This window comes from Mycolicibacterium aurum (assembly GCF_900637195.1).
In the GTDB taxonomy this organism is placed as follows: domain Bacteria; phylum Actinomycetota; class Actinomycetes; order Mycobacteriales; family Mycobacteriaceae; genus Mycobacterium; species Mycobacterium aurum.
Genome location: NZ_LR134356.1, coordinates 5,822,445 through 5,844,223 on the forward strand (window position 1 = coordinate 5,822,445; position 21,779 = coordinate 5,844,223).

A 21,779-nucleotide genomic window follows, 5' to 3' on the forward strand; every position below is an offset into this window, starting at 1 on the left:
TCCAGGTCGGCGATGTTCGCTGTCGACTCCTGACTACCCCGCAGATGCGGAGTGAAACACCTTCCGAAGCGGTGCGGCGCTACTTCCAGGCGAAGACCGGCTGCTCCAGATCGGCCACCGGGTCGTTGCGGCCCTCCAGGCACAGCCACCTGAGCTGCAACAGCACCGCACCGGTCGGAGCATGGATCAGGTCGTTGCCCAAGGGGATCTGCACCACCGGTCGCGGACTCTCGGGGATGTCGATGAACCGCGGCGAGTCCTCACGCAAGAGTTGGTGCAGCCCGACCCGGTAGACGGCGACCACCTCGTCGGGAGCGGGCCGCGGGTCGAGCCGACCTCCACCCCACATCACGACGGGGGTGATCACGTAGCCCGAACGCGTCGGATAGTCGTCCAGGAGACCGAGGACGGTCGAGTCGGTCAGCGCCACGCCCACCTCCTCGTCGAGTTCCCGCAGCGCAGCGTCGACCACGGTCTCCCCCGGATCGAGCCGGCCACCGGGCAGCGCCCACTGTGCCGAGTGCGACGAGAGACGAGATGCCCTGCGGCACAGAAGAAACGATGCACCCCCGGAGACGTCGACCATTCGCCCGTCCAGGTCCTCGGGCATCGGCCGGCCTGCGATCCAGTCCTCGACCGGCGCTGGGTCCACCCTGTCCTCGCCGACCTGCGAGTCGACCAGAACCACGGCGACGGCGGCATGGCGTTTGGACGGGTCCGACACGACGCGCCGGTCGTGTCGGGTCAGGTGCTCCCGGATCCGGTTCCGCAGCGCGTCGTCGTATCTGATCGTCACCGTTCGAGACTAGGTGGCCCCGTCAACACGCCGAAGCCGGCACGGATATCCCGTGCCGGCCCGGCGAGAGAATCGATATCTCAGTTGTTGATGCCCACCACGTCCTGCGCGATGGCAGCCACTCGGGTCTGCGCCGCAGAAACCACGCGCTGACGGTTCTTGTGCGCCTCCTCGTAGGCCACGACCACCCTGATGTCGGACGGATCCTCGAGATCCTTCACCGCGTTGACAGCGTCGGCCACATTCAGGTCGTCGTAGTCGGCGATCGGAAGTTCTTCGGCTGCAAGGATTCCCGTCGTCCCGCGGGCCGCGTGGATCGCATCGGCGGCGTCTTCGGCGCCCTGCTCGCGGGAGATGCGCTCGGCGGTCTGCAGCGCCGAATCACGCGCACCCGAGAGCACCTTGACGGCAACGTCGCTGGTGCGCGAACCGCGCTCCACGAGCTCGGCAACCGCGGGACGCACCGAACGCAGCGACTCGGCGAGCTGGTCCGCCCGTCGTGTCGACCAGGTGAACGGCAGGTTGGCCAGCTTGACGGCCAGCCCGGCGGCGGCCTGCAGCGGCGTCCGCCGCAGTGCCGCGGGGCCACCGAGGGCGTCCTCGGCGAGCACGGTCGTCAGCCACTCGACGGTGGCAGAGTGCGCGGTGATCAATCGGGTGGCCAGAGCTTCGACGTCCTGGTTCTTCGCGGCGACCGCGAGTGCCTTGACGTAACGCGAGCGATCCAGCAGCTGACCTTCGAGGGCGAGGTCACCCAGCAGGGCCTCGTCGAAGGGCTCCGCCTGCTCGGTCAGCGCCTTGACCGCGGCCGCGGCGCGACCGAGGAACGGGCCGATGACGTCGGGGAATCCGCCGAGGTCGCGGATGGTCTTCTCGATCGCGGCGGCACGCAGCCGCCCGTTGTCCGCGTTCTGCGTCAGCTCGCGGCGCACGGCGTCCGTACGTGCTTGCGCCACCCGGGTCTCGGCGACCTGGATCTCGGTGTGCGTGAGGTCCAGCACGGTGCGCAGCTGGGCGATCAGTGTGGCGGTGGTGGACTCGATCGTTGCGGTTGGTGTAGCCATAAGTCTGGTGTCACCCCTTGTCGATTGTGGGTTTGTGTCGCGATTGTTCAGCGCTCGGTTTGCACTCCCTCATCGGTTACCCACTGCGGCGCTCAGCACCGGATTGTGCGCACCTTGTGACAAACGATTCAAAGATGTGTAGAGAAGTGCACCCCGCGGGTACCCCCGCGCGACCGCACGGGAAGACCGCGGTGATCTGCCGAGTCGCCCCATCCGGTTTGGCGTCCCAACCGGCGGGTATCTACCGCCTCGTGATGCCCCTGCTGGTCCAACCAACTCTGCCCGAGCCTCGCGGTCCCATCTCGAATTCGGTGGTCGAGCTACTGGCCGAGCGGGCCCCGCTGCACTATCTGCAGAAGGTCGAGACGTCGCTGGCCGATGCCGACCCGACGGGCCTGGATCTGCAGTTGGCGCTCTACGTCTGCTACGAGCTGCACTACCGCAGCTTCGCCGGTGTCGACGGCCGCTGGGAGTGGAATCCCGGCCTGCTGGCCCTGCGTGGCCGCCTGGAAGACCTGTTCTTGAGCGACGTCACCTCCGGTGTCGGCGAGATCGAGCCCGACGCCGCCGGCCTCGCCGAACTCGACAAGCTCTGCATCGAACCGGTCAGTGGCGACGGGCCGTCGTACTTCCTGCGCGACGAGGGCAGCTGGGATCAGATGCGCGAGTACTTTGCGCATCGGTCGCTGTATCACCTCAAGGAGGGCGATCCGCATGCGTGGGCCATTCCGCGCCTGACCGGGCAGGCAAAGGCGTCGTTCGTGGCGGTCGAGTACGACGAATTCGGCGCGGGTAAAGGTGCCCGGCTGCACCAACAGCTGTTCGCCGATCTGATGGCGGCCGCAGACCTGGACACCGCCTACCTGGCCTACCTCGACCACGTGCCCGCCGAAGCGTTGGCGGTGGTGAATCTGATGTCACTGTTCGGGTTGCACCGTCGCCTGCGCGGCGCGGCGGTGGGTCACTTCGCCGCGACCGAGGTCACCTCTCCCCCCGGATCGCGCCGCATGGTGCAGGCGCTGGAACGCCTTGGCGCACCGGCGGAATGCCGCGGGTTCTACGCCGAGCACGTGGAGGCCGACGCTGTCCACGAACAGGTGGTGCGTACGGATGTGGTCGGCGATCTGGTGGCGCGCGAGCCGCACCTGGACCGCGACGTCGTGTTCGGGATCCGGGCTTTCGATCTCGTCGAGAACCGCCTGGCGGATCACCTCATGCAGTGCTGGCGCGGCGGGCGCACGTCACTGCGGCGCCCCCTGGACTGATTCGCCCTGGGCTGACTCGCCGCCGGTTCGCTCACGGCGACGATGGCTGGTGTCGCACAGGGGGTAGGTCTTCGAGCGACGGCACGCGCAGATCGCCACCATGAAGCGATCTGACTCCACCGCGCTGCCATCCGGAAGTTCTATGCGCACAGGGCCTTCGACCATGACGGGGCCACCGGGGACTACCCGGACCGCCCGCGACGGCTTGTCGGTCACGGCGCGTCCGCGCGGATCACGACGATCCGCTCGAGGCGACTGCCCCGCGGCAGCAGACCCGTGCGCATCAGCCACGGCGCGCGCGCCGACATCACGGGGCCGAACGGGATCATCTGCTGGGCAACCACTTCCGCGCGCATTCCCTGCTCACGCAGCATGCTCACCGTGCGCCCGACGTTCGAGCACTGCGACTGGACCACGAGCATCGTGCCGCCCTCGTCCAACAGCAGCGGCGCCGCCGCACACATCGGGTCCAGCACCTGCCTGCCGTCGGGGCCGGCGTTCCATGCCTGCGCGGGTCCCGCGGTGGCCGGAATCATGCCGGAGTCGTCGGCGGGGGCCTGTGGCACGTAGGGCGGATTGGCCAGCACCACATCGAACGGACCGAATTCGACTGCGCGTGCCCACGAACCCCGATGGACGTCGATGTCGACGCCCGCCGCCAGCGCATTCTCCCGGCTGCGCTGCACTGCCTTTCCGCTGATGTCGAACGCGGTCACCTCCGCGCCCGCCGATGCGGCCGCGATCCCGACGACGCCACTCCCGGTACACAGATCGGCGACCCGGGCTCCCGGTGCCAGACCCGCGTCGGTCATCGCTTCGATCAGCAGGAGTGAATCCTCCTGCGGGGGATAGACCTCTCCCGAGGTTTCCGGGGCGAAGAATTCGGTATATGCGCTCGTCACGGATTCTTGATGCCCGCTTACGGACCGCCCAAACGTTTCCCGGCCAACGGTTGTCGACGCCGCGGCGAGAACACCCGGCCACGACCGCACCCATCGACACGACAAAGGCGCCCTTGGGTGCGCGCCGAAGGACGCCAGTGCCGACGACCGTGTTCGACGGTCTGCGGTTCGTTCCCCTGCGGATGCGCCCTACAACCGATCGACCGCGTAGGTCGCGCCCTGATTCACCATTCCGTTGAACCCGTAGAGCGCATGGGCCACGTTGGGCCCGGCGTCCGCGGCGCCGTTGCAGATGGTGTCACCGGGCTCGCACAGCTGCAGCGTCTTGTCCGCGTACTGCGAGCCGATCGTGATGGCCGGTGCGCCGTACTTCTCCAGGAACGGGCCGGAGGGGGTGCCGAAGAGCACCACAGCGGCGACGTGGTCGGCCACCTCGGGCGGCAGTGGAGCCGGTGCGACGGCTGCCGGCACGCTGCTGGGGACGGTGTCGGAGGTTGCGAACCCCGACACGACGGCGCCCTGGGAGAAACCGCCGAGCACCATCTTCGTGTTGGGGCAGTCCACCGACATGGTCCGCAGTCGGTTGCCCGCGTCGCGGATACCGTCGATGACAGTGGAGGCGAAGACCTCACGGTCGGCGAAGTTGTTGCCCGCCGGGTAGTTCACGGCGTAGACGCCGACGGTGCGGGGTGCGGCCTGCGCGCGCACCGCGTCGACGAAGCCCTGGCCGACGCCACCGACTCCGGGCGCCTCGCTGGTACCGCGCGCGAACACGATCTCGACATCCGGGCACGCGGGTGCCGGCGGTTGGGCTACGGCGGACGGTACGCCCAACCCGAGTACAGCGGTCCATGCTCCCACCACCGCGGCGCTGGTCGCGCCGGCAATTCGACTGATCTTCATGCGTATTCCTTCCACCTGGGCACACAGAGGTGCGCGTGTGTCCCGTACCACCGCTGCTGACCGACCAAACGGCCATGCGGGTGGCCGAAATGTGACGGCGCGGGACGAACGTGCAACAGGTGCGGACCTTTTCAGCGGTCAGCGGTGGTTTCCGTCGCCGCGGGGATCTCCCGCGGCGCCGTCATGCCTCGCCGGTGCCGTCATGCGGAGTCGGGCTCTGCGGCGACTCCCATTTCGATTCCAGGGTGCGGGTGACGAGGGTGTCGGCCGGTAGTTCCAGATCGCGCATCTGGCCGTCGTCGCTCTCCACGGTGACGATCATCGTCGTACCCGCCGGATCATCTCGGGTGTCGGTGTGCACGACTTTGTACTGCTGGGCGTCGCCGTCGGGCGCGTTCGGCGGGGTCAGCGAGATGACGTCACCGGGGGCGACGTTGTCGAGCCGGTCGGTGTCGGACTGTGCGGTCATGGGTTCGACGGTAGATCAGCAGGATTCCGGCGCACCGCAGCGGGTAACCGCCCTACCGGAGCGAAAGGAGCACGCGAATGCCGAATGAACTGCAAGGCCGCAGAATCGCCTTCCTTGCCACCGACGGTGTCGAAAAGGTGGAACTGGAGCGCCCCCGCGCCGCGGTCGAGGATGCCGGCGGACAGGTGGAACTGCTGTCGGTGGAGACGGGTGAGATCGAGGCCCGAAACCATGACCTGGAACCCGCCGGGACGTTCGCCGTGGATCGCGCGGTCGCCGGCGCCAGTGTCGATGAGTTCGATGCGCTGGTCATCCCGGGTGGAACCGTCAACGCGGACAAGCTCAGACTCGACGAGTCGGCGGTGGCATTCGTCGGCGACTTCGTCCGCTCGGGTAAGCCCGTCGCCGCCATCTGCCACGGGCCCTGGGCGCTGATCGAAGCGGGCGTCGTCCGCGACCGCACGCTGACGTCGTATCCCAGCCTGCGAACTGACCTGCGAAACGCCGGCGCCACCGTGGTCGATCAAGAGGTCTGCATCGACGGAAACCTGATCACCAGCCGTTCGCCGGAGGATCTGGATGGGTTCTGCCAGGCGATCACCGACCAGTTCGCCGCCACCCCGGCACACACCTAGGAGAGTGCGGACGGCAAACATGTATGTGCTATGCATATTTCGTGCCGCCGTCCCGCTACGACCAGCTCGACGATCTGCTGACGCGCATCCACGTCGCGCGGCAGCGTCCCCAGTGGCGGCACCGCGTGCTGGGCACCGACAGCCCGGTGTCGACCGTGTCGACCCTGCGGGCGCTGCGCGCGGTGGAGCACTGCCAGGACGCCGGGGGCGCGTCGATCCGCGACGTCGCCGACTTCCTGGCCGTGGAGCATTCCACCGCCAGCCGGATAGTCGCCGCCGTCGTCGCTGCCGGACTGCTGTCGAAGTCGTCGGCGGCCGATGACCAACGGCGCTGCGCGTTGACCCTGACCGACGTCGGCCGCAAGGAATTGGCGGCCATGACGGATCGCCGGCGTGACCTGGTGGCAGACACCGTTGCGGATTGGCCCGACACCGACGTCGACACCCTCGTGGCACTTCTGGACCGCCTGACGCGACGTTTCGAGCAGGAGGCAGGCCGGTGACCGCGGAGACGTCGGCGAAGGCGCTGCCGTCGCGTGGCGCGCTCGGGTTGATGTTCGACCCGGTGTTCGGCGCGTTGTTCTGGGGCAAGATGTTCGCCGTCGTCGCGGTCTGGACACATGGGATCGTCGCCGCGATCGTGATGTACGAGGCCACCCGGTCGGCGCTGATGGTCGGTCTGGTCGGCGTCGTGCAGTTCGCGCCGCAGCTGATTCTGAGTCCCACCAGCGGTAAATGGGCCGACACGGGCAACCCCGCCCGACAGATCCTGCTCGGGCGGGTGTTCTGTGTCGCCGGATCGGGGTCGATCGCGGCGTGGATGTTCGCCCAACCCTCCCCGGGCGGCACCGCTGCGGCCATTCCCATCCTGCTCGGGACGACGTTGGTGGGGTTCGGCTTCGTCATCGGCGGCCCGGCCATGCAGTCGATCGTTCCGACGCTGATTCGCGACGGCGAGCTGCCGACGGCCATGGCACTCAACAGCATCCCGATGACCGTCGGGCGGATCCTCGGACCGGCCGCAGGCGCCTACCTGGCCGCACACGTCGGCCCGGCACCGGCCTTCGCCGTCAGCACGGTGCTGCACCTGGTGTTTGCCATCTTCCTGCTCGCGGTGCGCTTCCCGGCCCCGCCGGCGAAGCTGGCCGACACCGACTACCGCGTACGCGTCGCCGTCCGGTACGTGCTGCGGGACCGGCCGCTCCTTCTGGCACTGCTCGCGGTGACGACGGTCGGCATCGTGTCGGACCCGTCCATCACGCTCGCCCCGTCGATGGCCGACGAGCTCGGCGGCGGCGCGGGAATGGTCGGCACACTGTCGGCCGTCTTCGGCGTCGGCGCCGCCGTGGGGATGGGCGCGCTGGCGTTGCTGCGGGGCCGGATCGCGTCGGCGTCCGTCTCGTCCATCGGGATGGTCGCGCTGACCGCCGGCAGCGTGACACTCGCCGTCGGCATGCAGCCGTGGGTGGCCTTCACCGGGTTTGTGGTGGCCGGGTTCGGCTTCGGCTGCGCGATGACCGGGCTGGCGACCGTCGTGCAGGAGCGGGCACCGGTGGAACTTCGCGGGCGGATCATGGCGCTGTGGCTCGTCGGGTTCCTGGGCTCGCGGCCCATCGCGGCGGCCGTGCTCGGTGGCACCGCCGACGTTCTGAACGTCTACGCGGCATTCGCGGTTGCCGCAGCACTGAGCCTGGTGGTCACCGTGCTGTGCCTGCCGTCGCGACTCTCCGGCCCGCCGGTCTAGCTGGGGCGCCGGCGTCCCGTCAGTTCCTGAATCGTGGTGATCTCGCTCGCGCGATAGGGACTGCCGTCGGTGTTCAGCAGATCGTGGAACCACAGCTTCGGCTCCATCACCGGTCGGTCCCACGAATCCCACGGCAGGTAGGTCTGGGTCTTGCCTGCGACGAAGCCCCAGGTGAACGCGCCGACGTTGCGCCGCTTGGTGATTGGCAGAATCGACTCGACGGTGCTGCCCAATGTCCTGGCCATGTATTCGGTGCACAGCATCGGCCGTCCCAGCGGCGTGAGTTCCTCCAGCCGCGCCTCGAAGCCCTCGGGCTCGGCGTAGCTGTGGAAGGTGATCACGTCGGAGAGGTCCAACTGAAGACGGTTGATCGTGTTGCGACGACGCGGATCGCCCCATTCACCGTCCCAGACGCCACTGGTCAACGGCTGGATCGGGTCGACAGACCTGGCCCACTGGAACACCTGGGGCAGCAGATCCGCGACCAGTTCCACTTTGTCGCTGCGCTCGACCTTGCGATACGCGTCGGCCGGGTTGTCGGGCTCATTCCACAGGTCCCACCCGAGGACCCGCTTGTCGTGGCGGAACTGGCTCAGCACGCCGATGACGTAGTCCTGCATGACCCGGCGGTGGCGCCGGTCGTCGAGGTGCTCGGCGCCCGGACTCTGCACCCAGCCGGAGTTGTGCACGCCCGGGGTCGGATCGCGCTGCTTACCGAGCCGCGGATGCGGGTCCCAGCAGGAGTCGAACAGCACGAACAGCGGTTTGATGCCGTGGTGCGCCGCGATGTCCACGAACCGGGCCAGCCTCCGCTGAAAACCGACGCGGTCCTGCACCCATAGCAGATCATGCAGAAAGACGCGAATTGTGTTGAGGCCCATCAACTTCGCCATCCGCAGCTCGCTGTCGATACGCCGCGGGTCGAAGGTACCCGGTTGGAACATCTCGAGCTGGTTGATGGCGTTGGCGGGGGTGAAGTTCGCCCCGACCAGCCAACCCTGGGCCCGGTGCCACCGATGGGCGCGGTCAGGCGACCAGCGGGTGAGCTCGGCAGAGGCCCGGGGCACACTCGACAACGCCATACCGGCGGCAAGCACGATCGGCAGCTTGAGCGCGCCGCGGCGGTCCACTGGGGACTTGGGTGACAAGGTGCAATCCTTTGTTCCAAAGATCGGTCATCCGTCGTCAGCCCGGCTCAGCACAGTGCTCCCCCGGCGAAAGTGAGTGACGCTGTGCGGGACCGACCCGCAAGAAGCCTGCCCGCGTCACGCCTGCAACGGACGTTCCGGCGTCGTTGGAGAACGTGTCGGACAAGTCGACGGTCGCCAGTGTATCGACCCCGGGCGGTGTGCTGTTACAGCTTTGCCCAAGACGTCAGATTCAACGTGTTGCCAACGCCCATAGCGGATTTCGCTTTTCGGACAGGCGCTACGCGTGCTCGGGCCGGTTCAGCGTACGCTGCCCAGCACCGACGCGAGCGACTCGTCGAGGATGTCGAGCCCGCGGTGCAGGTCGGCTTCGGAAATCGTCAGCGGTGGCGCGATGCGGAAGATGCCGCCCATGCCCGGCAACTGGACGATGTTCATGTGCAGTCCTCGGTCGAGGCAGGCCGCAGTGACCTTTGCGCCGAGGTCGTCGGCGGCAGCCTTGGTGGCCTTGTCCGTGACGAGCTCCATCCCCTGCAGCAGCCCACGTCCGCGGACGTCGCCGACCTGCTCGTGACGCTCCTTCATGTCTGCCAGGCGCTCGCCGAGTTGTCCGCCCAGCACTCCGGCCCGCTCGACGAGTCCGTCGCGGTCGACCACGGTGAGCACGGTGCACGCGACCGATGCGGCGAGGGGGTCGGAGACATGGGTGGTGAAGAACAGGAATCCCCTGTCGTGGCAGGTGGCTTCGATCTCGTCGCTGGTGACGACGGCGGCCACCGGCAATCCCGCACCGAGGGTCTTGGACAGCGTCAGCAGATCCGGTGCGACCCCGTCTCGCTCGAACGCATACATCAGGCCGGTGCGCGCGATACCGGTCTGGGCCTCGTCGACGATCAACAGCATGTCCCGTTCGGCGCAGCGCTCCTTGAGGCCGCGCAGGTAACCGGCGGGCAGTTCGACGATTCCGCCCGACGACAGGATCGGCTCGACCAGACACGCCGCCAGGCTGCCCGAGGACTGGGCATCGACCATGGCGAAGCCGTAGTCGAGCTCGGACTCCCAGTCGTGGGTGCCGTCGGGGTGCCGGAAGGGTGATCGGTAGGAGTTCGGGGTGGGCAGCGTCAGGCTGCCCGGCATGGCGGGGCCGTAGCCCCGCCGCCCGGCGCTGAAGGTCACCGACGCCGCGCCGGAGGTCATCCCGTGCCACGAGCGGTCGAACGACACGATCTCGTACTTGCCGGTGTAGAGCTTGGCCATCTTGATGGCCGCCTCGTTGGACTCGGCCCCGGTGGTCAGGAGCAGGACACGGGACAGCGACGCAGGCAGCGTGGCCGACAGCGCCGTGGCCAGATCCACCACCGGCCGGCTCAGCATCCCGCTGTAGAGGTGATCGAGGCTGGCCACCGCGCCGGACACCGTGGCCACGATGTCGGGATGCCCGTGGCCGAGAACCGCACTCATCTGGCCGGACGTGAAGTCCAGAATCGCCGCTCCGGTGCTGTCATAGACGTAGCTTCCGCTGGCGCGTTCGATGATCCGCGGCACGAACGGTGCCCCGTACCGCACCAGATGCTGATCGGCGGCCTGCCAGAACTGCTCGTTGCTCGACAACGCGTTTCCTCCACGGTCGGCCGGGTCCGTCATTCGGTGCCACCATACGGCGCCGCGTTTCGACCTCGAATACCCTGGGTACAACCCCGCCGTCCCCAGGGGCAACGGAGCCGGCCGCGGGGTCTGAGATCGAGTACAGGCGGTTCGCACATGCACAAGATCGGTCGTCGGCTGGCAACAGCCGCTCCCATCGTCCTCGCGGCTGCGGGTGTACCGTTCGTCGCCGCTCCGGCCTACGCCGCGCCGTGCCCCGATGTGGAGGTCGTCTTCGCACGGGGCACGTTCGAGCCGCCCGGCGTCGGGGCCACCGGGCAGGCGTTCGTCGACTCGATCCGAGCGAAGGCCGGCGCACGCACCGTCGACGTGTATCCGGTGAATTACCCTGCCAGCCTTGACTTTGCGACAGCGGCCGACGGCGTGATCGACGCCAGCAACCGGATCGTCACCATGTCGGGCAACTGCCCCGACACCGAGATCGTGCTCGGCGGCTACTCGCAGGGAGCCGCCGTTGCGGCCTACATCACCGAGGACGCCATTCCCGACGGATACACGCCCCCGCCGGGGATGACCGGCCCGATGCCCCCGGCGGTGGCCGACAAGGTGGCCGCGGTCGCGCTGTTCGGCAAACCGTCCAGTGGGTTTCTGCAGATGATCCACAATGGCGCGCCACCGATCACCGTGGGATCGCTCTACACATCGAAGACGCTCGACCTCTGCATCGATGCCGACCCGGTCTGTTCGCCCACCGGTGGCGACAACGGTGCGCACGGTGCCTACATGTGGAACGGGATGACGGACCAGGCCGCCGAGTTCGCGGTGGGCAAACTGCCACCGGCCGGCTCGGGCGGACCCGTCGATCTGGCCGCGGGCGGCTGAACCGCACTATAGATTTGCCCCATGGGGGGCGGTTGCGGGTGCGGGGGCGAACAGGTGCCGGGTGCGATCTCCAGGCGGGCGGCGCTCGCCGGGTCGGCCGTGCTCGGAGCGGGCATCATCGGCGCGGCAACGGGTACCAGCGCGGCGCAACCTCCGAGTTCGCCGCCGGCGGCGCTCCCGGACGTCGCGTTGATCACGCTCGGGGTGCAGGCGGGCCCGCCGCCGGTTCCCCATCGGGTCGGGATCTCGTCGGCGCTGAAGATCGGCAGCGACGTCTACGTGATCGATTGTGGCCTCGGCTCATTGAACGCGTTCGCCAACGCCGGCCTTCGATTCGGCGATCTGAAGAAGATGTTCATCACCCACCTGCACGCCGACCACATCGTCGACTACTACAGCTTCTTCCTGTCCGGCGGTGCGTCGATGCGGCCCGGTGCCGGCGCGGTGCAGGTCTACGGGCCCGGCCCGGCAGGGGGCCTGCCGCCGAGTGAAGTCGGCAATCCCGACCCACTCGTCGTCGACCCGGGCAATCCTGCCCCCGGACTCGCCGCCACCACGGAATCGTTGATCCAGGCGTTCGCCTACACCAGCAACATCTTCATCCGGGACAACGGCACCAATGACGTTCGCAACCTGATCCAGGTCAACGAGATCGCGGTGCCGCCGGGATCGAACTTCGAGAACCGGTCACCCCGCATGGCACCGTTCCCGGTGGTGTCCGACGACAACGTCGACGTGACCGCCATCCTGGTACCCCACTACGACGTGTATCCGTCGTTCGCGTTCCGCTTCGACCTCAGGCGGTCGGGCGTCTCGATCACCTTCTCGGGCGACACCGTCAAGTCGGACAACCTGATCACACTGGCCCGGGGTACCGACATTCTGGTGCACGAGGCGATGTTCAGCCTCGATACCGCGTTCTACGACAACCGATTTCCGCCGAACTACCTGCCTAACTCCCATACCTCGGCCGTGCAGGTCGGTGAGATCGCGGCCGTCGTGGCGCCCAGCCACCTGATCGTCAGCCACTACGATCCGCCGAATCTGCCCGATGCGCAGTGGTTCGACGCGATCAGGAAGAACTTCACCGGCCGTACCACCATCGCGAGGGACGGTCAGGTGTTCCCACTGTGAGGCGACACGTCGAATTCACCTTCGATTGTTAGCGTTCCGGTTATGGGAATCGCGCGTAAAGCAGCCGGCCTCACCGCGTCCGTCGCACTGTTGCTCGGCCTGTCCGCCCCCGTGCAGGCCGGTGCCGCGCCCGGCGAGTTCGATCTGCAGGCCCACCGCGGCGGTCGCGGCGAGACGACCGAGGAATCGCTGCGCGCCTTCGCCAAGGCAATCGAACTGGGCGTCACGACACTGGAATTGGACATCGTCATCTCCAGGGACGGACGTCCCATGGTGTGGCACGACCCGGTGATCCAGGCCGACAAATGCACGGACACCGCACCGGCGTTCCCGGGTGATCCGCAGTTTCCCTATGTGGGCAGGCTGGTGCACGAGCTGACGTTCGACCAATTGCGCACACTCGACTGCGGCAAGCTGCTCGCCACGTACCCGGACGCGGAGGTGGTGGCGAACAACACGATCGCGGAACTGCCCGAGGTGTTCGCGCTGGCCGATCCCTACCAGGCCCCGGTGCGCTACAACATCGAGACCAAGATCGAGGCGGCAGAGCCGGAGAAGTCCGCGCCCCCAGAGCAATTCGTGGACGCCATCCTGACGGCCGTCCGCGCTGCGGGCAAGACCGACAAGGTCGAGGTCCAGAGTTTCGACTGGCGCACGCTGCCGATGGTGCGCGCGGCCGAGCCCTCGATCCCGCTGGTCGCGCTGTGGGACGACACCACCTTCGTTCCCGGCTCGCCCTGGCTCAACGGGATCGACCCGGCCACGGTTCGGGATCCGATCGCGGCGGCCGCCATGGTCGGAGCAGATGTGTTGTCGCCGGAGTATTCGTTGGTCGACGCGGCGTTCGTGGACCGGGCGCACTCCGCGGGCCGCAGAGTGATTCCGTGGACCGTCAACGACGCCGGTGCGATGCGCGCGCAGATCGCCGCGGGTGTCGACGGCCTCATCACCGACTATCCGACTCGGCTGCGCGAGGTGATGTCCGAGTTGGGGATGGCCCTGCCGCCCGGGTATCACCGAAATTGACGCGGGCGCTTGGGCTGCGGCGGAAGCGGGTACATAGCCGCATCACCCGAGAGGAGTCGCTGATGGTCCCCTGTTCTCCCCCGCCATATCGGCATACGGCGACGTGCCCGGCCTGCGGTTACCCCACCGTCAACGCGGCACTGTGTGCGGTCTGCAGTCCGCTCGCGGCCGGCCTGGGATTCGGCCCGATGGAATAGGTGACATGTCACCGAAGTTGTGAGGGGCAGGAAGCTCGCCAACCACGACTCAAGGAGACCGAAACCATGGGACTACTCGACGACAAGACAGCACTGGTCACCGGCGGTACATCCGGTATCGGGCTGGCCACCGCCCAACGCCTGGCCGCCGAAGGCGCGCACGTCTTCGTGACGGGCCGCAACCAGGCCACGGTCGATGCGGCGGTCGACTCCATCGGCGCCGCGGCCACCGGCGTGCGCGGCGACGTCTCCCGGCCCGAGGACCTCGATGCCGTGGTCGAGGTCATCCGGTCCCACGGCCGGGGCCTCGACGTGGTGTTCGCCAACGCCGGCGGCGGCGAGTTCGCCACGCTGCCCGACATCACCTCGGAACACCTGGCGGCGACGTTCGGCACCAACGTCTACGGCACCGTCTACACCGTGCAGAAAACGCTGCCGCTGCTGAATCCCGGCGCCTCCGTCATCGTGACCGGATCCACCGCCGCCCACAACGGGACACCGGCCTTCAGCGCCTACGCCGCGTCCAAGGCCGCCATCCGGTCGCTGGGCCGCACCTGGGCGGCCGAACTGGCCGAACGCGGAATCCGCGTCAACACCGTCACGCCCGGTGCCACCGAGACCCCCGGGCTGACGGGGCTGGCGCCGGAAGGACAGCACCAGGAGTTGCTGGATCAGCTCAAGGCCGACGTACCGCTCGGGCGTCTCGGCCGGCCCGATGAAATCGCCTCCGCCGTACTGTTTCTGGCGTCCGATCTGAGCAGCTTCATCACCGGAACCGAGCTGTTCGTCGACGGCGGCACCGAGCAGATCTGAGACCGCGCTACCGCGGCCGGTCCTCGTCGAGGTCCGGTCGCGGCAGTGTCCCGTGGCGCAGGATCGACTCGTAGGCCGATTCCAGGATCTCGGCCAGATCCTTCTGCCGCTGCGTACTCATGTCGGAGAAGAACAGCAGCTTGACCCAGGCCGCGTGCCCCGGGCGGGCGGAATCGAGGGCCTCCCGGCCTGCCGGGGTCAGGATCAGCTCGGTCGCCCGCCGGTCGGTGTCCGACCGAACCCGGTCGACAAGGCCGCGCCGGCTCATCCTCTGCACATGGTGCGACAGCCGACTGCGCTCCCAACCGATGGTGGTGGCCAGAACAGTCAGTTGCGCGCGGGAATTCGGCGCCAGGGTGAGGGCATTCATCACGGTGTAGTCGCTCAGCGACAGATTGCTGTCACTCTGCAACTGGCGGTTCATCTCGTACTCGAGTCGATGGTAGACCCGCATGTAGCTCAACCACGCCCGGCGCTGGGCCGGATCGAGCCGGCCGTCGGGCTGGCTCACTGCGTGTCCTGCGGCCCGACGACGAGTGTCGCGAGTGCCTCGCGGATCCGCTCCGGTATCGGGACCGCGTTGCGGCGCTCGCGGTCGACGAAGACGTGGACGAAGTAGCCGTGCGCCACCGGCTCGTCGTCGTCGGCGGCGAAGACGGCCACGCCGTAGGTCACGGACCGATTCGACAGCTTGTCCACCCGCAGTCCGGCCCGCAGCTCGTCGGGGTAGGCCACCGGCGCGCGGTACGCGCATTTCGATTCCACCACAAGGGCTATCACCGGCGACGTGTGGATGTCGAGCCCGCCCTCGGAGATCAGGAAGTGGTTGGCGATGCTGTCGAAGTAGCTGTAGTACGTGACGTTGTTGACGTGGCCGTACACGTCGTTGTCCATCCACCGGGTGGTGATCGGCAGGAAGTACCGGTAGCCCGTCACCAGTACCGCAGCGCCTGCTCGAATGTGCCTGTCAACAAAGCTCTGTCGACCTCGACCGGGGCGTTGCTCAGCAGCCGCTGTTGCGGCCAGGCCCCGTCCGTCAGGGCCGAGGTGTCGGCGCCGGTGTAGCCCACGCCGCCGAGGCCGTTCGGCATGCCGACAGCACGCATGATCTGGATCAGATGGTCGGCCAGCACCGTGCCGGCATCGTCGGGCGACGCAGCGGCGGTATCGGCACCCAGGTGTGTGGCCGCGTCGAGGTGGCGCACCGGGTCGGTGTGTGCGGTCATCCGAAATGCCGCGGGCGCGTTGAGGATCACCGACATGCCGTGCGGCACGATGGCCTCGGCGCCGGGATACCCCGCTGGGTGGAAGTCACGCACCAGGCCGGCGACGGCGTAGGCCATGGCATGGGGGATGTGCACTCCCGCGTTGCCGAACGCGATACCGGCCAGGGTGGCCGCCCACATCACCTGCTCGCGGGCTTCCCGGTCGGACTGGTCGGCGACCGCCCGTGCCAGGTAGGTGCCGAGAATTCTCAGCGCTTCCCGGCTACCCAGGTCGCTCCACGGATTCGCGCCCTGGCTCATCGGGCGCTTACTGGGGGGTGTCGCGGCGGGACGGCGCAGGAACGGGCGGGCGGTGTAGGACTCCAGCGCGTGCGACAGCACATCGAGCCCGCTGCAGGCCACCACATTGGCGGGCAGCGTATCGGTGCAATCGGGATCCACCAGCGCTTCGGTCGGGCGCAGCGCCGGGGAGGCGATACCGGTCTTGGCCGACATCGACAGCAGATCGAAGATCGCGATGCCCGTCACCTCGCTGCCCGTGCCCGACGTGGTCGGGCAGGCGATGTGCGGTTTGAGCGGGCCGGGCACCGGCGTCCCGGCCCCGACCGGAGCGTTGACGTACTCCAGGAAGTCGGCAGGATGGCTCGCGTAGAGATTGGCCGCCTTCGCGGTGTCGATGACCGATCCGCCACCGAGCGAGATATAGCCGTCGGCGTCCGCGTCGACGGCGAAACCGGTTGCCTGCCGGAAGGATTCGTCGGTCGGTTCGACGCGGACATCGGTGTAGGGCACGACGTCGATGCCCGCGGCGCGCAGCGACCGATGCACCGTCTCGAAGACGGGCAGCGCGGCGACGGCGGTGTCGGAGAACAACGCCACCCGGGCGATCCCCAGCGTCTTGGCGCGGTCACCGACCTCGCTCAGGCAGCCGCGCCCGAAGGTGATCCGGGATGCATCGACGGTGAAGGCGCGGTCACCCCCGTCGATGTCGTCGTGATGACAACAGCTCATCCCACCATCCTCCTGACCGTCACGATGCGGCGGACCTGCGGCGCCGCCCCGCCTTGGCGGGGGACGGCCGGTCGAGGTCCGGCCGGGCGGCTGCTGGGCCGAGCCAGCCGCTGAGGAAGTTCCGCAGTTCCGCCCCCGTATGCGGCGGGCTTCCCGGGTCGAGCAGCAGTGAATGTATTGAGCGCAGGCCGAACTCGTTGAGTCGGTCCAGCGCGACCTCGTCGTATCCGTGCGCTTCCCAGTCGACGTCCAGGCGATGCATCAACGCCCGGCCGAAGGCCCGCGCCGTGTCCGAGGTGATCGAGGGAATGACGTCGCCGCGCTCACGCTGATGGAACAGGAATTCGATGGTGTCGTCGTCGGCGAGTGCCTCGATGGCGAACGCGACGCCTTCCACCATCGCGGCGGCGGGTTCGGTGTAGCCCCGCAGGTGGGCCGCGAGTTGATCGAGGAACCCATCGGCCGAGCGCATCGCGCACGCGACCAGCAGTGCGTCGGTGCTCGGAAAATACCGGTACACCGTCTGGCGGGTGACCGCGAGCTCACGCGCGACGTCGGCGATCCGCATCGCGGCGCCACGGTCGGCGATGATCTTGTCGGCGGCGTTCAGGATCCGGTCGATGGCCTCCTCGTCGGAGGCCGGAGTGTTCCCGCCCCAACCGTGGCTACGCACGCGGGCATCATATCGGCCCCGGCGGCTGCGGCGGCGAAGCGCCGGGTCGCACCCCGGTGGTGGCGGTGGCCAGCAGGGCGAGCATCACCAACGCGATGCCTGCGATCTCCCGGGCGGCGGGATGCTGGGCCAGCATGACCGCGCCGACGATCGCTGCGGTGGCGGGGAGCAACGCCAGCAGCAGTGCGAACCGTTCCCGGCCGACGAGGGTGAGGACACGCTGGTCCAGCGCGTAGGGAATCGCGCTGGAGAGCACGCCCACCCCGGCGCCGTAGAGCCAGGTACGCCAGTCGGTGAACACCGACGCGTCCGTCGTGTACTGCAGACCGAGCAGCACCGGTGCCGTCACGGTGGCGGCCAGCGCCATGCCGACCGCCAGGGAATCCAGCCCGCTGCCGGCGTCGGCCACCCGTTTACCGAGCAGGATGTATCCCGCCCAGAGTGCGGCGGCCAGCAGCGCGAACCCGACACCGACGGCGTCGGCAGCGGTCTCTGCCCCGGTCAGCAGATAGACACCGGCGGCGACGGTGACGACGCCGAGAAAGTCACGGGCGCGACGGGCTCCGAGCGTCGCCACGGCCACCGGGCCCGCGAATTCGATGGCCACGGCGGTGCCGAGGGGAATGCGGGCGATCGCTTCGTAGAACGCCACATTCATCGCGACGGTCACCAGACCGAACGCGGCGGCGGCCACCGTCGCGCGCTTAGTCCATCGGTTGCGCCACGGCGTGCGCCAGGCGAGCAACACCACCGCGGCGCCGGCGGCACGGAACCAGGCGACCGTCGCCGGCTCGGTGCTGTCGAACAGATAGACGCCGACCGCCGCGCCGACATACTGCGACAGCGCTCCCGCAATGAAGAACAGCGGTATCACGTGGGCGAGGACTTGCCGCTCAGGCGGTTTCGGCAGCGACCCGGGCGCGTTCGGTCATCGAGGCGACCACACCGCCGTCGTTGAGGATGTCGGTGCCGGTGAGGTAGCCGGCCTTCTCGCTCGCGCAGAAGGCGAACAGCGCAGCCATCTCCTCTGCCCTGCCCCAGCGGGGCACCGCGGCGTTGGTGACCATCGCACCGGCGCCGGCCCGTTCCTCCAGCCTGCCCATCTCGGTGTCGACGGATCCCGGCGAGACCGAGACGATGCGCAGTCCCCGGCCGTTGAACCGTTCGGCCTGCGAGATGCTGTACCACCGCACGAAACTCTTGCTCACCGCGTAGGCCAACCCGGGGCGGGATTCCTCGGGCGCGATGGCGCAGGCCGCCATCATCTCCGCCATGAATTCACCCTGATCCCGGAGGGCCAGTGGGAATTTGGCGCTCGGGATGATCTCGGCCGGCAGCAGGTGAGCCGCCATGGACGCCACGTTGACGATCGCCGCCCCGTCGCCGGCGGATGCGAAGAACGCCTCGTCGACGTTCAGGGTGCCCACCGCATTGGTCCGCACGATGTAGTCCGCGTCGCCCATGCTGGGGCTGACACCAGCGGCATGGATCACCGAGACCAGCGTCCCCACGGCGGACACGGTCTGGAACAGGTCGTCGACTGCCGCCCGGTCGGTCACGTCGCAGTGGACGGCGGTGGCGGCGATGCCGAGTTCCGCGAGCGCGGCCTCGGCAGCGTCCAGCTTGTCCTGCCTGACGTCGCAGAGCACGACCGCGTGGTCGGCGCCCACCAGTTTGGCCGTCTCCAGACCCATACCGCCGGCACCGCCGGTGATTAACGACACTGTCGCCATGTGTAAACCTCCTGCGGACATTCAACAGGAGCGACCGTCGGTACCTCCGAGAGACCGTCGGTACCTTCGAGAGATGAGCGAGAACCCCGCCGACGTCGTGCAGGAAGCGGCGAGTCCGCCACGGCCGCGGCGCCCGTGGCGCCGCATCCTCGTCGTGCTGACGATCATGGCGCTGCTGTTCGGTGTCCCGGCGTGGACACTGCTGGGCGGCGGCACCGCATGGCCACCGGCCGTGCTCGTCATCGGCGGCGCCGCGTTCGTCGCGGCGTTCGCCGCCCTGCCCGCCACGATGATGCTGGGACACGGGCGCACGCGTGCCGACGGACCTGCCGCCCTGGGCGACGGACTGCTGGGTGCCGTGTGGGTGCTGTTCGTGTGGTCGGTGTTGGGTCAGCTGCTCGGGCTCGGGTTGCTGCTGGCCGGAGTGGCCGACCCCGCGCGCTCGCGGATCGTGGCGGCGGCGGTGCTGGTGGTCGCCGTCGTCCTGCTCGCGTGGGGCCACTACGAGGCGATGCGGGTGCCGCGGATCAAGAACGTCGACGTCACCGTCCCTCGGCTCGGCCGCGGACTGGACGGGTTGCGCGTCGCCGTCATCACCGACACCCACTACGGCCCGATCAACCGGGCCCGGTGGTCGGCCGGGGTGGTCGAGCGGGTCAACACCCTCGGCGCGGACATCGTGTGCCACGTCGGCGACATCGCCGACGGCACGCCGGAGGTCCGGGATCGGCAGGCGGCGCCCCTGGCGTCGGTGCAGGCCACGTCGGCCCGGGTGTACGTCACCGGCAATCACGAGTACTTCAGCGAGGCGCAGGGCTGGCTCGACTACATGACCCGCATCGGGTGGGACGCGCTGCACAACCGGCACATCACCGTCGAGCGCGGCGGCGACCGCCTCGTCGTCGCGGGCATCGACGACGCCACCGCGCGCGGATCGGGACTCCGCGGTCACGGCGCCGATCTGGACGCCGCGCTGGCAGGCGCCGATCCGGACTCACCGGTGCTGCTGCTGGCGCATCAGCCCAAGCAGGTCCGGCACGCCGAACGCGCCGGGGTGGACCTGCAGCTGTCGGGGCACACTCACGGCGGGCAGATCTGGCCGTTCAACTTCCTCGTCCGCCTGGAACAACCCGTCGTCCACGGGCTGAGCACACACGGCGAGCGGACCCAGCTGTACACCAGCCGCGGCACCGGGTTCTGGGGCCCGCCGTTCCGCGTCTTCGCCCCGAGCGAGATCACCCTGCTGACGCTGCGCAGGGGTCAGTAGGCAGGATGTCGGGGGTGTCCTCCTCGCTCGGCGACGTGCTCGCCTCCATGCAGCTCGACCGTGTCGGCGCGGCATCGTTCGAAGGCAAGCAGCTGCCCGCACCGGCCAACCACATCCTCGGCGGTCACATCTCCGCGCAGGCACTGCTGGCCGCCAGCCTGACCGCGCCCGGCCGCACCCCCCACAGCGTGCACACCTACTTCCTGCGGCCCGGCGACTCGCGGCATGTGGTGACGTTCGAGGTCACCGACCTGCAGGAGGGCCGCACCTTCTCCGCGCGGCGGGTCACCGCGCGTCAGGGCGACGAGATCCTGCTTGAGGCGATGTCGTCGTTCAAAACCGACACCACCAGTCCCGAGCCCGTCACCTATCAGCCGCCGTGTCCCGACGTGGCACCCCCGGAGTCACTGCCCGAGGTGGCGCCGCACTTCGCCGAATCCGACACCGTGACGAAGGGCCAGTGGGCCAGCCTGCGCTGGTTCGAACGACGGATCGTCGACGCCGAGACAGCGCCGCCCGCACGGTCGCGGATCTGGTGGCGTCCGGGCGGGCCCGTTCCCGCCGATCCGGTGCTGACGGCGTCGCTGGTGGCGTACCTGTCGGCGGTGACGCTGACCGAACCGGCATACGCCGCACGCGGCGGCGTGTCCGTCTCGGCCCAGCGCGATCATTCGGTGTGGTTCCACGCCGCCGCGGATCTGTCGGATTGGCTTCTCTACGAGCAGTCCTCACCCAGCAGCGCAGACACCCTCGCGCTGGCCAGCGGGACGATGTTCAACCGGACGGGCGAGCTGGTCTGCACGGTGCGCCAGGAGATGTACTTCCCGCCGCCGCGGCGGTGAAAGTCAGCCTTCGACAAGCTCTTTCAGTTGATGAAGGGTTCGGTCCATGATGCGCCCCACCTGCCGTGCGGCAACCCAGTCGGCGACCAGCCCCAGCACACCGCCCGGCGCCTCGTAGGACATCCGGAAGCTCACCTTGGTCCGTCCGTCGCCGTCCTCGCGCAGCCGGAACCGGCCACGCAGGGTCACGCCGGTGATGCCGATCCACGCCAGATCGCGCGCTTCGTCGAACTCGGAGACCTCGATGACACCTCCGATCGGTACCGAGCCCACCTTCCAGTGCACCGTGTAGCGCGAGCCGACTTCCACGGGGCCTTCGGTGACGGTCTCCCAGCGTTCGAGGTTGGCCATGAACTCCGGGTAGCAGCCCGGATCGCTGACGTGCTTCCACACCTGATGCGGGTCGACGTCGATCCGAACGCTGCGCTGCATCCGCATAGGTTC

General features: G+C 68.5%; 25 protein-coding genes. 10 read left to right on the forward strand and 15 right to left on the reverse strand.

All coding sequences use genetic code 11. The features are described from left to right. Positions 1-79: 79 nt before the first annotated feature. Together EL337_RS27645 and EL337_RS27650 are read right to left on the reverse strand one after the other, a co-directional pair. Entirely contained in the window at positions 80-796 is a 717-nt protein-coding gene (locus tag EL337_RS27645; RefSeq protein WP_048635440.1) for an NUDIX hydrolase, read from the reverse strand. A gap of 80 nt (positions 797-876) precedes the next feature. After that, complete coding sequence (locus EL337_RS27650) at positions 877-1,860, reverse strand: hypothetical protein (RefSeq protein WP_048635441.1); 984 nt, start codon at positions 1,858-1,860, stop codon at positions 877-879. Between the two features lie 254 nt (positions 1,861-2,114). Between EL337_RS27650 and EL337_RS27655 the strand changes: the two genes are divergently transcribed. After that, positions 2,115-3,125, forward strand: a complete 1,011-nt coding sequence (locus tag EL337_RS27655) for an iron-containing redox enzyme family protein (RefSeq protein ID WP_048635442.1) — start codon at positions 2,115-2,117, stop codon at positions 3,123-3,125. Here the strand turns inward: EL337_RS27655 and EL337_RS27660 are convergent. The 4 genes from EL337_RS27660 to EL337_RS27675 all read right to left on the reverse strand — a co-directional run bounded on the left by EL337_RS27660 (position 3,102) and on the right by EL337_RS27675 (position 5,399). Next, positions 3,102-3,341, reverse strand: a complete 240-nt coding sequence (locus EL337_RS27660; protein ID WP_083443302.1) for a CDGSH iron-sulfur domain-containing protein — start codon at positions 3,339-3,341, stop codon at positions 3,102-3,104. The genes EL337_RS27655 and EL337_RS27660 overlap by 24 nt on opposite strands. Next, positions 3,338-4,027: a HemK2/MTQ2 family protein methyltransferase gene (locus EL337_RS27665; protein WP_048635443.1), complete on the reverse strand. Its 690-nt coding sequence runs from the start codon at positions 4,025-4,027 to the stop codon at positions 3,338-3,340. Before EL337_RS27665 ends, EL337_RS27660 begins: the two co-directional genes overlap by 4 nt. A 189-nt stretch (positions 4,028-4,216) precedes the next feature. Continuing rightward, positions 4,217-4,930, reverse strand: coding sequence for a cutinase family protein (locus EL337_RS27670; RefSeq protein ID WP_048635444.1), 714 nt, complete (start codon positions 4,928-4,930; stop codon positions 4,217-4,219). A gap of 181 nt (positions 4,931-5,111) precedes the next feature. Continuing rightward, entirely contained in the window at positions 5,112-5,399 is a 288-nt protein-coding gene (locus EL337_RS27675; RefSeq protein ID WP_048635445.1) for a hypothetical protein, read from the reverse strand. A 77-nt stretch (positions 5,400-5,476) separates the two neighbouring features. On the opposite strand from EL337_RS27675, the gene EL337_RS27680 reads away from it, so the two are divergent. The 3 genes from EL337_RS27680 to EL337_RS27690 are packed head-to-tail and all read left to right on the forward strand — an operon-like array spanning position 5,477 to position 7,778. After that, complete coding sequence (locus tag EL337_RS27680; protein ID WP_048635446.1) at positions 5,477-6,034, forward strand: type 1 glutamine amidotransferase domain-containing protein; 558 nt, start codon at positions 5,477-5,479, stop codon at positions 6,032-6,034. Between the two features lie 23 nt (positions 6,035-6,057). Further along, positions 6,058-6,537, forward strand: a complete 480-nt coding sequence (locus EL337_RS27685; RefSeq protein ID WP_048635447.1) for a MarR family winged helix-turn-helix transcriptional regulator — start codon at positions 6,058-6,060, stop codon at positions 6,535-6,537. Beyond that, the gene (locus EL337_RS27690; protein WP_048635448.1) at positions 6,534-7,778 is read left to right on the forward strand and encodes an MFS transporter; all 1,245 of its coding nucleotides are present in this window, start codon (positions 6,534-6,536) and stop codon (positions 7,776-7,778) included. The genes EL337_RS27685 and EL337_RS27690 overlap by 4 nt, the downstream gene beginning before the upstream one ends. Here the strand turns inward: EL337_RS27690 and EL337_RS27695 are convergent. After that, positions 7,775-8,860: a glycoside hydrolase 5 family protein gene (locus EL337_RS27695; RefSeq protein WP_370737231.1), complete on the reverse strand. Its 1,086-nt coding sequence runs from the start codon at positions 8,858-8,860 to the stop codon at positions 7,775-7,777. The two genes, EL337_RS27690 and EL337_RS27695, sit on opposite strands and share 4 nt — an antisense overlap. Before the next feature lie 366 nt (positions 8,861-9,226). Further along, positions 9,227-10,570 carry an aspartate aminotransferase family protein gene (locus EL337_RS27700; protein WP_048635450.1) on the reverse strand — a complete coding sequence of 448 codons (1,344 nt, stop codon included), beginning with the start codon at positions 10,568-10,570 and terminating at the stop codon, positions 9,227-9,229. A gap of 117 nt (positions 10,571-10,687) precedes the next feature. Between EL337_RS27700 and EL337_RS27705 the strand changes: the two genes are divergently transcribed. The 4 genes from EL337_RS27705 to EL337_RS27720 all read left to right on the forward strand — a co-directional run bounded on the left by EL337_RS27705 (position 10,688) and on the right by EL337_RS27720 (position 14,583). Further along, a complete protein-coding gene (locus EL337_RS27705) occupies positions 10,688-11,413 on the forward strand; it encodes a cutinase family protein (RefSeq protein WP_048635451.1) in 726 nt (241 codons plus the stop codon). A 21-nt stretch (positions 11,414-11,434) separates the two neighbouring features. Continuing rightward, the gene (locus EL337_RS27710) at positions 11,435-12,547 is read left to right on the forward strand and encodes an MBL fold metallo-hydrolase (protein ID WP_048635452.1); all 1,113 of its coding nucleotides are present in this window, start codon (positions 11,435-11,437) and stop codon (positions 12,545-12,547) included. Positions 12,548-12,589: 42 nt separating this feature from the next. Beyond that, the gene (locus EL337_RS27715; protein WP_053086876.1) at positions 12,590-13,573 is read left to right on the forward strand and encodes a glycerophosphodiester phosphodiesterase; all 984 of its coding nucleotides are present in this window, start codon (positions 12,590-12,592) and stop codon (positions 13,571-13,573) included. Between the two features lie 263 nt (positions 13,574-13,836). Then, the gene (locus EL337_RS27720) at positions 13,837-14,583 is read left to right on the forward strand and encodes an SDR family oxidoreductase (RefSeq protein ID WP_048635453.1); all 747 of its coding nucleotides are present in this window, start codon (positions 13,837-13,839) and stop codon (positions 14,581-14,583) included. A 7-nt stretch (positions 14,584-14,590) separates the two neighbouring features. Here the strand turns inward: EL337_RS27720 and EL337_RS27725 are convergent, their stop codons facing one another. The 6 genes from EL337_RS27725 to EL337_RS27750 are packed head-to-tail and all read right to left on the reverse strand — an operon-like array spanning position 14,591 to position 19,226. Beyond that, on the reverse strand, positions 14,591-15,094 hold the full coding sequence (locus EL337_RS27725; protein WP_048635454.1) for a MarR family winged helix-turn-helix transcriptional regulator: 504 nt from the start codon (positions 15,092-15,094) through the stop codon (positions 14,591-14,593). After that, positions 15,091-15,519: an acyl-CoA thioesterase gene (locus EL337_RS27730; RefSeq protein WP_048635455.1), complete on the reverse strand. Its 429-nt coding sequence runs from the start codon at positions 15,517-15,519 to the stop codon at positions 15,091-15,093. Before EL337_RS27730 ends, EL337_RS27725 begins: the two co-directional genes overlap by 4 nt. Further along, positions 15,516-16,820, reverse strand: a complete 1,305-nt coding sequence (locus EL337_RS27735; RefSeq protein WP_048635456.1) for a hydroxyacid-oxoacid transhydrogenase — start codon at positions 16,818-16,820, stop codon at positions 15,516-15,518. The genes EL337_RS27730 and EL337_RS27735 overlap by 4 nt, the downstream gene beginning before the upstream one ends. 19 nt (positions 16,821-16,839) lie before the next feature. Further along, the gene (locus EL337_RS27740) at positions 16,840-17,493 is read right to left on the reverse strand and encodes a TetR/AcrR family transcriptional regulator (RefSeq protein WP_048635457.1); all 654 of its coding nucleotides are present in this window, start codon (positions 17,491-17,493) and stop codon (positions 16,840-16,842) included. 7 nt (positions 17,494-17,500) lie between these two features. Further along, complete coding sequence (locus EL337_RS27745; RefSeq protein ID WP_306316170.1) at positions 17,501-18,367, reverse strand: EamA family transporter; 867 nt, start codon at positions 18,365-18,367, stop codon at positions 17,501-17,503. 19 nt (positions 18,368-18,386) lie between these two features. Then, the gene (locus tag EL337_RS27750; RefSeq protein WP_048635458.1) at positions 18,387-19,226 is read right to left on the reverse strand and encodes an SDR family oxidoreductase; all 840 of its coding nucleotides are present in this window, start codon (positions 19,224-19,226) and stop codon (positions 18,387-18,389) included. Positions 19,227-19,299: 73 nt separating this feature from the next. Here EL337_RS27750 and EL337_RS27755 point away from each other — a divergent pair, with 73 nt between their 5' ends. Beyond that, positions 19,300-20,493: a metallophosphoesterase gene (locus EL337_RS27755; RefSeq protein ID WP_048635459.1), complete on the forward strand. Its 1,194-nt coding sequence runs from the start codon at positions 19,300-19,302 to the stop codon at positions 20,491-20,493. 14 nt (positions 20,494-20,507) lie between these two features. Beyond that, complete coding sequence (locus EL337_RS27760; protein ID WP_048635466.1) at positions 20,508-21,335, forward strand: acyl-CoA thioesterase; 828 nt, start codon at positions 20,508-20,510, stop codon at positions 21,333-21,335. A 3-nt stretch (positions 21,336-21,338) separates the two neighbouring features. Here the strand turns inward: EL337_RS27760 and EL337_RS27765 are convergent, their stop codons facing one another. After that, positions 21,339-21,773: an SRPBCC family protein gene (locus EL337_RS27765; protein ID WP_048635460.1), complete on the reverse strand. Its 435-nt coding sequence runs from the start codon at positions 21,771-21,773 to the stop codon at positions 21,339-21,341. Positions 21,774-21,779 lie beyond the last annotated feature (6 nt).

Excerpts from the sequence above, each read along its gene's own strand:
- EL337_RS27650 (WP_048635441.1), bottom strand. The coding sequence starts at position 1,860 with ATGGCTACACCAACCGCAACGATCGAGTCCACCACCGCCACACTGATC.
- EL337_RS27655 (WP_048635442.1), top strand. The coding sequence starts at position 2,115 with ATGCCCCTGCTGGTCCAACCAACTCTGCCCGAGCCTCGCGGTCCCATC.
- EL337_RS27670 (WP_048635444.1), bottom strand. The coding sequence starts at position 4,930 with ATGAAGATCAGTCGAATTGCCGGCGCGACCAGCGCCGCGGTGGTGGGA.
- EL337_RS27675 (WP_048635445.1), bottom strand. The coding sequence starts at position 5,399 with ATGACCGCACAGTCCGACACCGACCGGCTCGACAACGTCGCCCCCGGT.
- EL337_RS27680 (WP_048635446.1), top strand. The coding sequence starts at position 5,477 with ATGCCGAATGAACTGCAAGGCCGCAGAATCGCCTTCCTTGCCACCGAC.
- EL337_RS27685 (WP_048635447.1), top strand. The coding sequence starts at position 6,058 with ATGTGCTATGCATATTTCGTGCCGCCGTCCCGCTACGACCAGCTCGAC.
- EL337_RS27695 (WP_370737231.1), bottom strand. The coding sequence starts at position 8,860 with ATGGCGTTGTCGAGTGTGCCCCGGGCCTCTGCCGAGCTCACCCGCTGG.
- EL337_RS27700 (WP_048635450.1), bottom strand. The coding sequence starts at position 10,570 with ATGACGGACCCGGCCGACCGTGGAGGAAACGCGTTGTCGAGCAACGAG.
- EL337_RS27705 (WP_048635451.1), top strand. The coding sequence starts at position 10,688 with ATGCACAAGATCGGTCGTCGGCTGGCAACAGCCGCTCCCATCGTCCTC.
- EL337_RS27710 (WP_048635452.1), top strand. The coding sequence starts at position 11,435 with ATGGGGGGCGGTTGCGGGTGCGGGGGCGAACAGGTGCCGGGTGCGATC.
- EL337_RS27715 (WP_053086876.1), top strand. The coding sequence starts at position 12,590 with ATGGGAATCGCGCGTAAAGCAGCCGGCCTCACCGCGTCCGTCGCACTG.
- EL337_RS27720 (WP_048635453.1), top strand. The coding sequence starts at position 13,837 with ATGGGACTACTCGACGACAAGACAGCACTGGTCACCGGCGGTACATCC.
- EL337_RS27735 (WP_048635456.1), bottom strand. The coding sequence starts at position 16,820 with ATGAGCTGTTGTCATCACGACGACATCGACGGGGGTGACCGCGCCTTC.
- EL337_RS27750 (WP_048635458.1), bottom strand. The coding sequence starts at position 19,226 with ATGGCGACAGTGTCGTTAATCACCGGCGGTGCCGGCGGTATGGGTCTG.
- EL337_RS27755 (WP_048635459.1), top strand. The coding sequence starts at position 19,300 with ATGAGCGAGAACCCCGCCGACGTCGTGCAGGAAGCGGCGAGTCCGCCA.
- EL337_RS27765 (WP_048635460.1), bottom strand. The coding sequence starts at position 21,773 with ATGCGGATGCAGCGCAGCGTTCGGATCGACGTCGACCCGCATCAGGTG.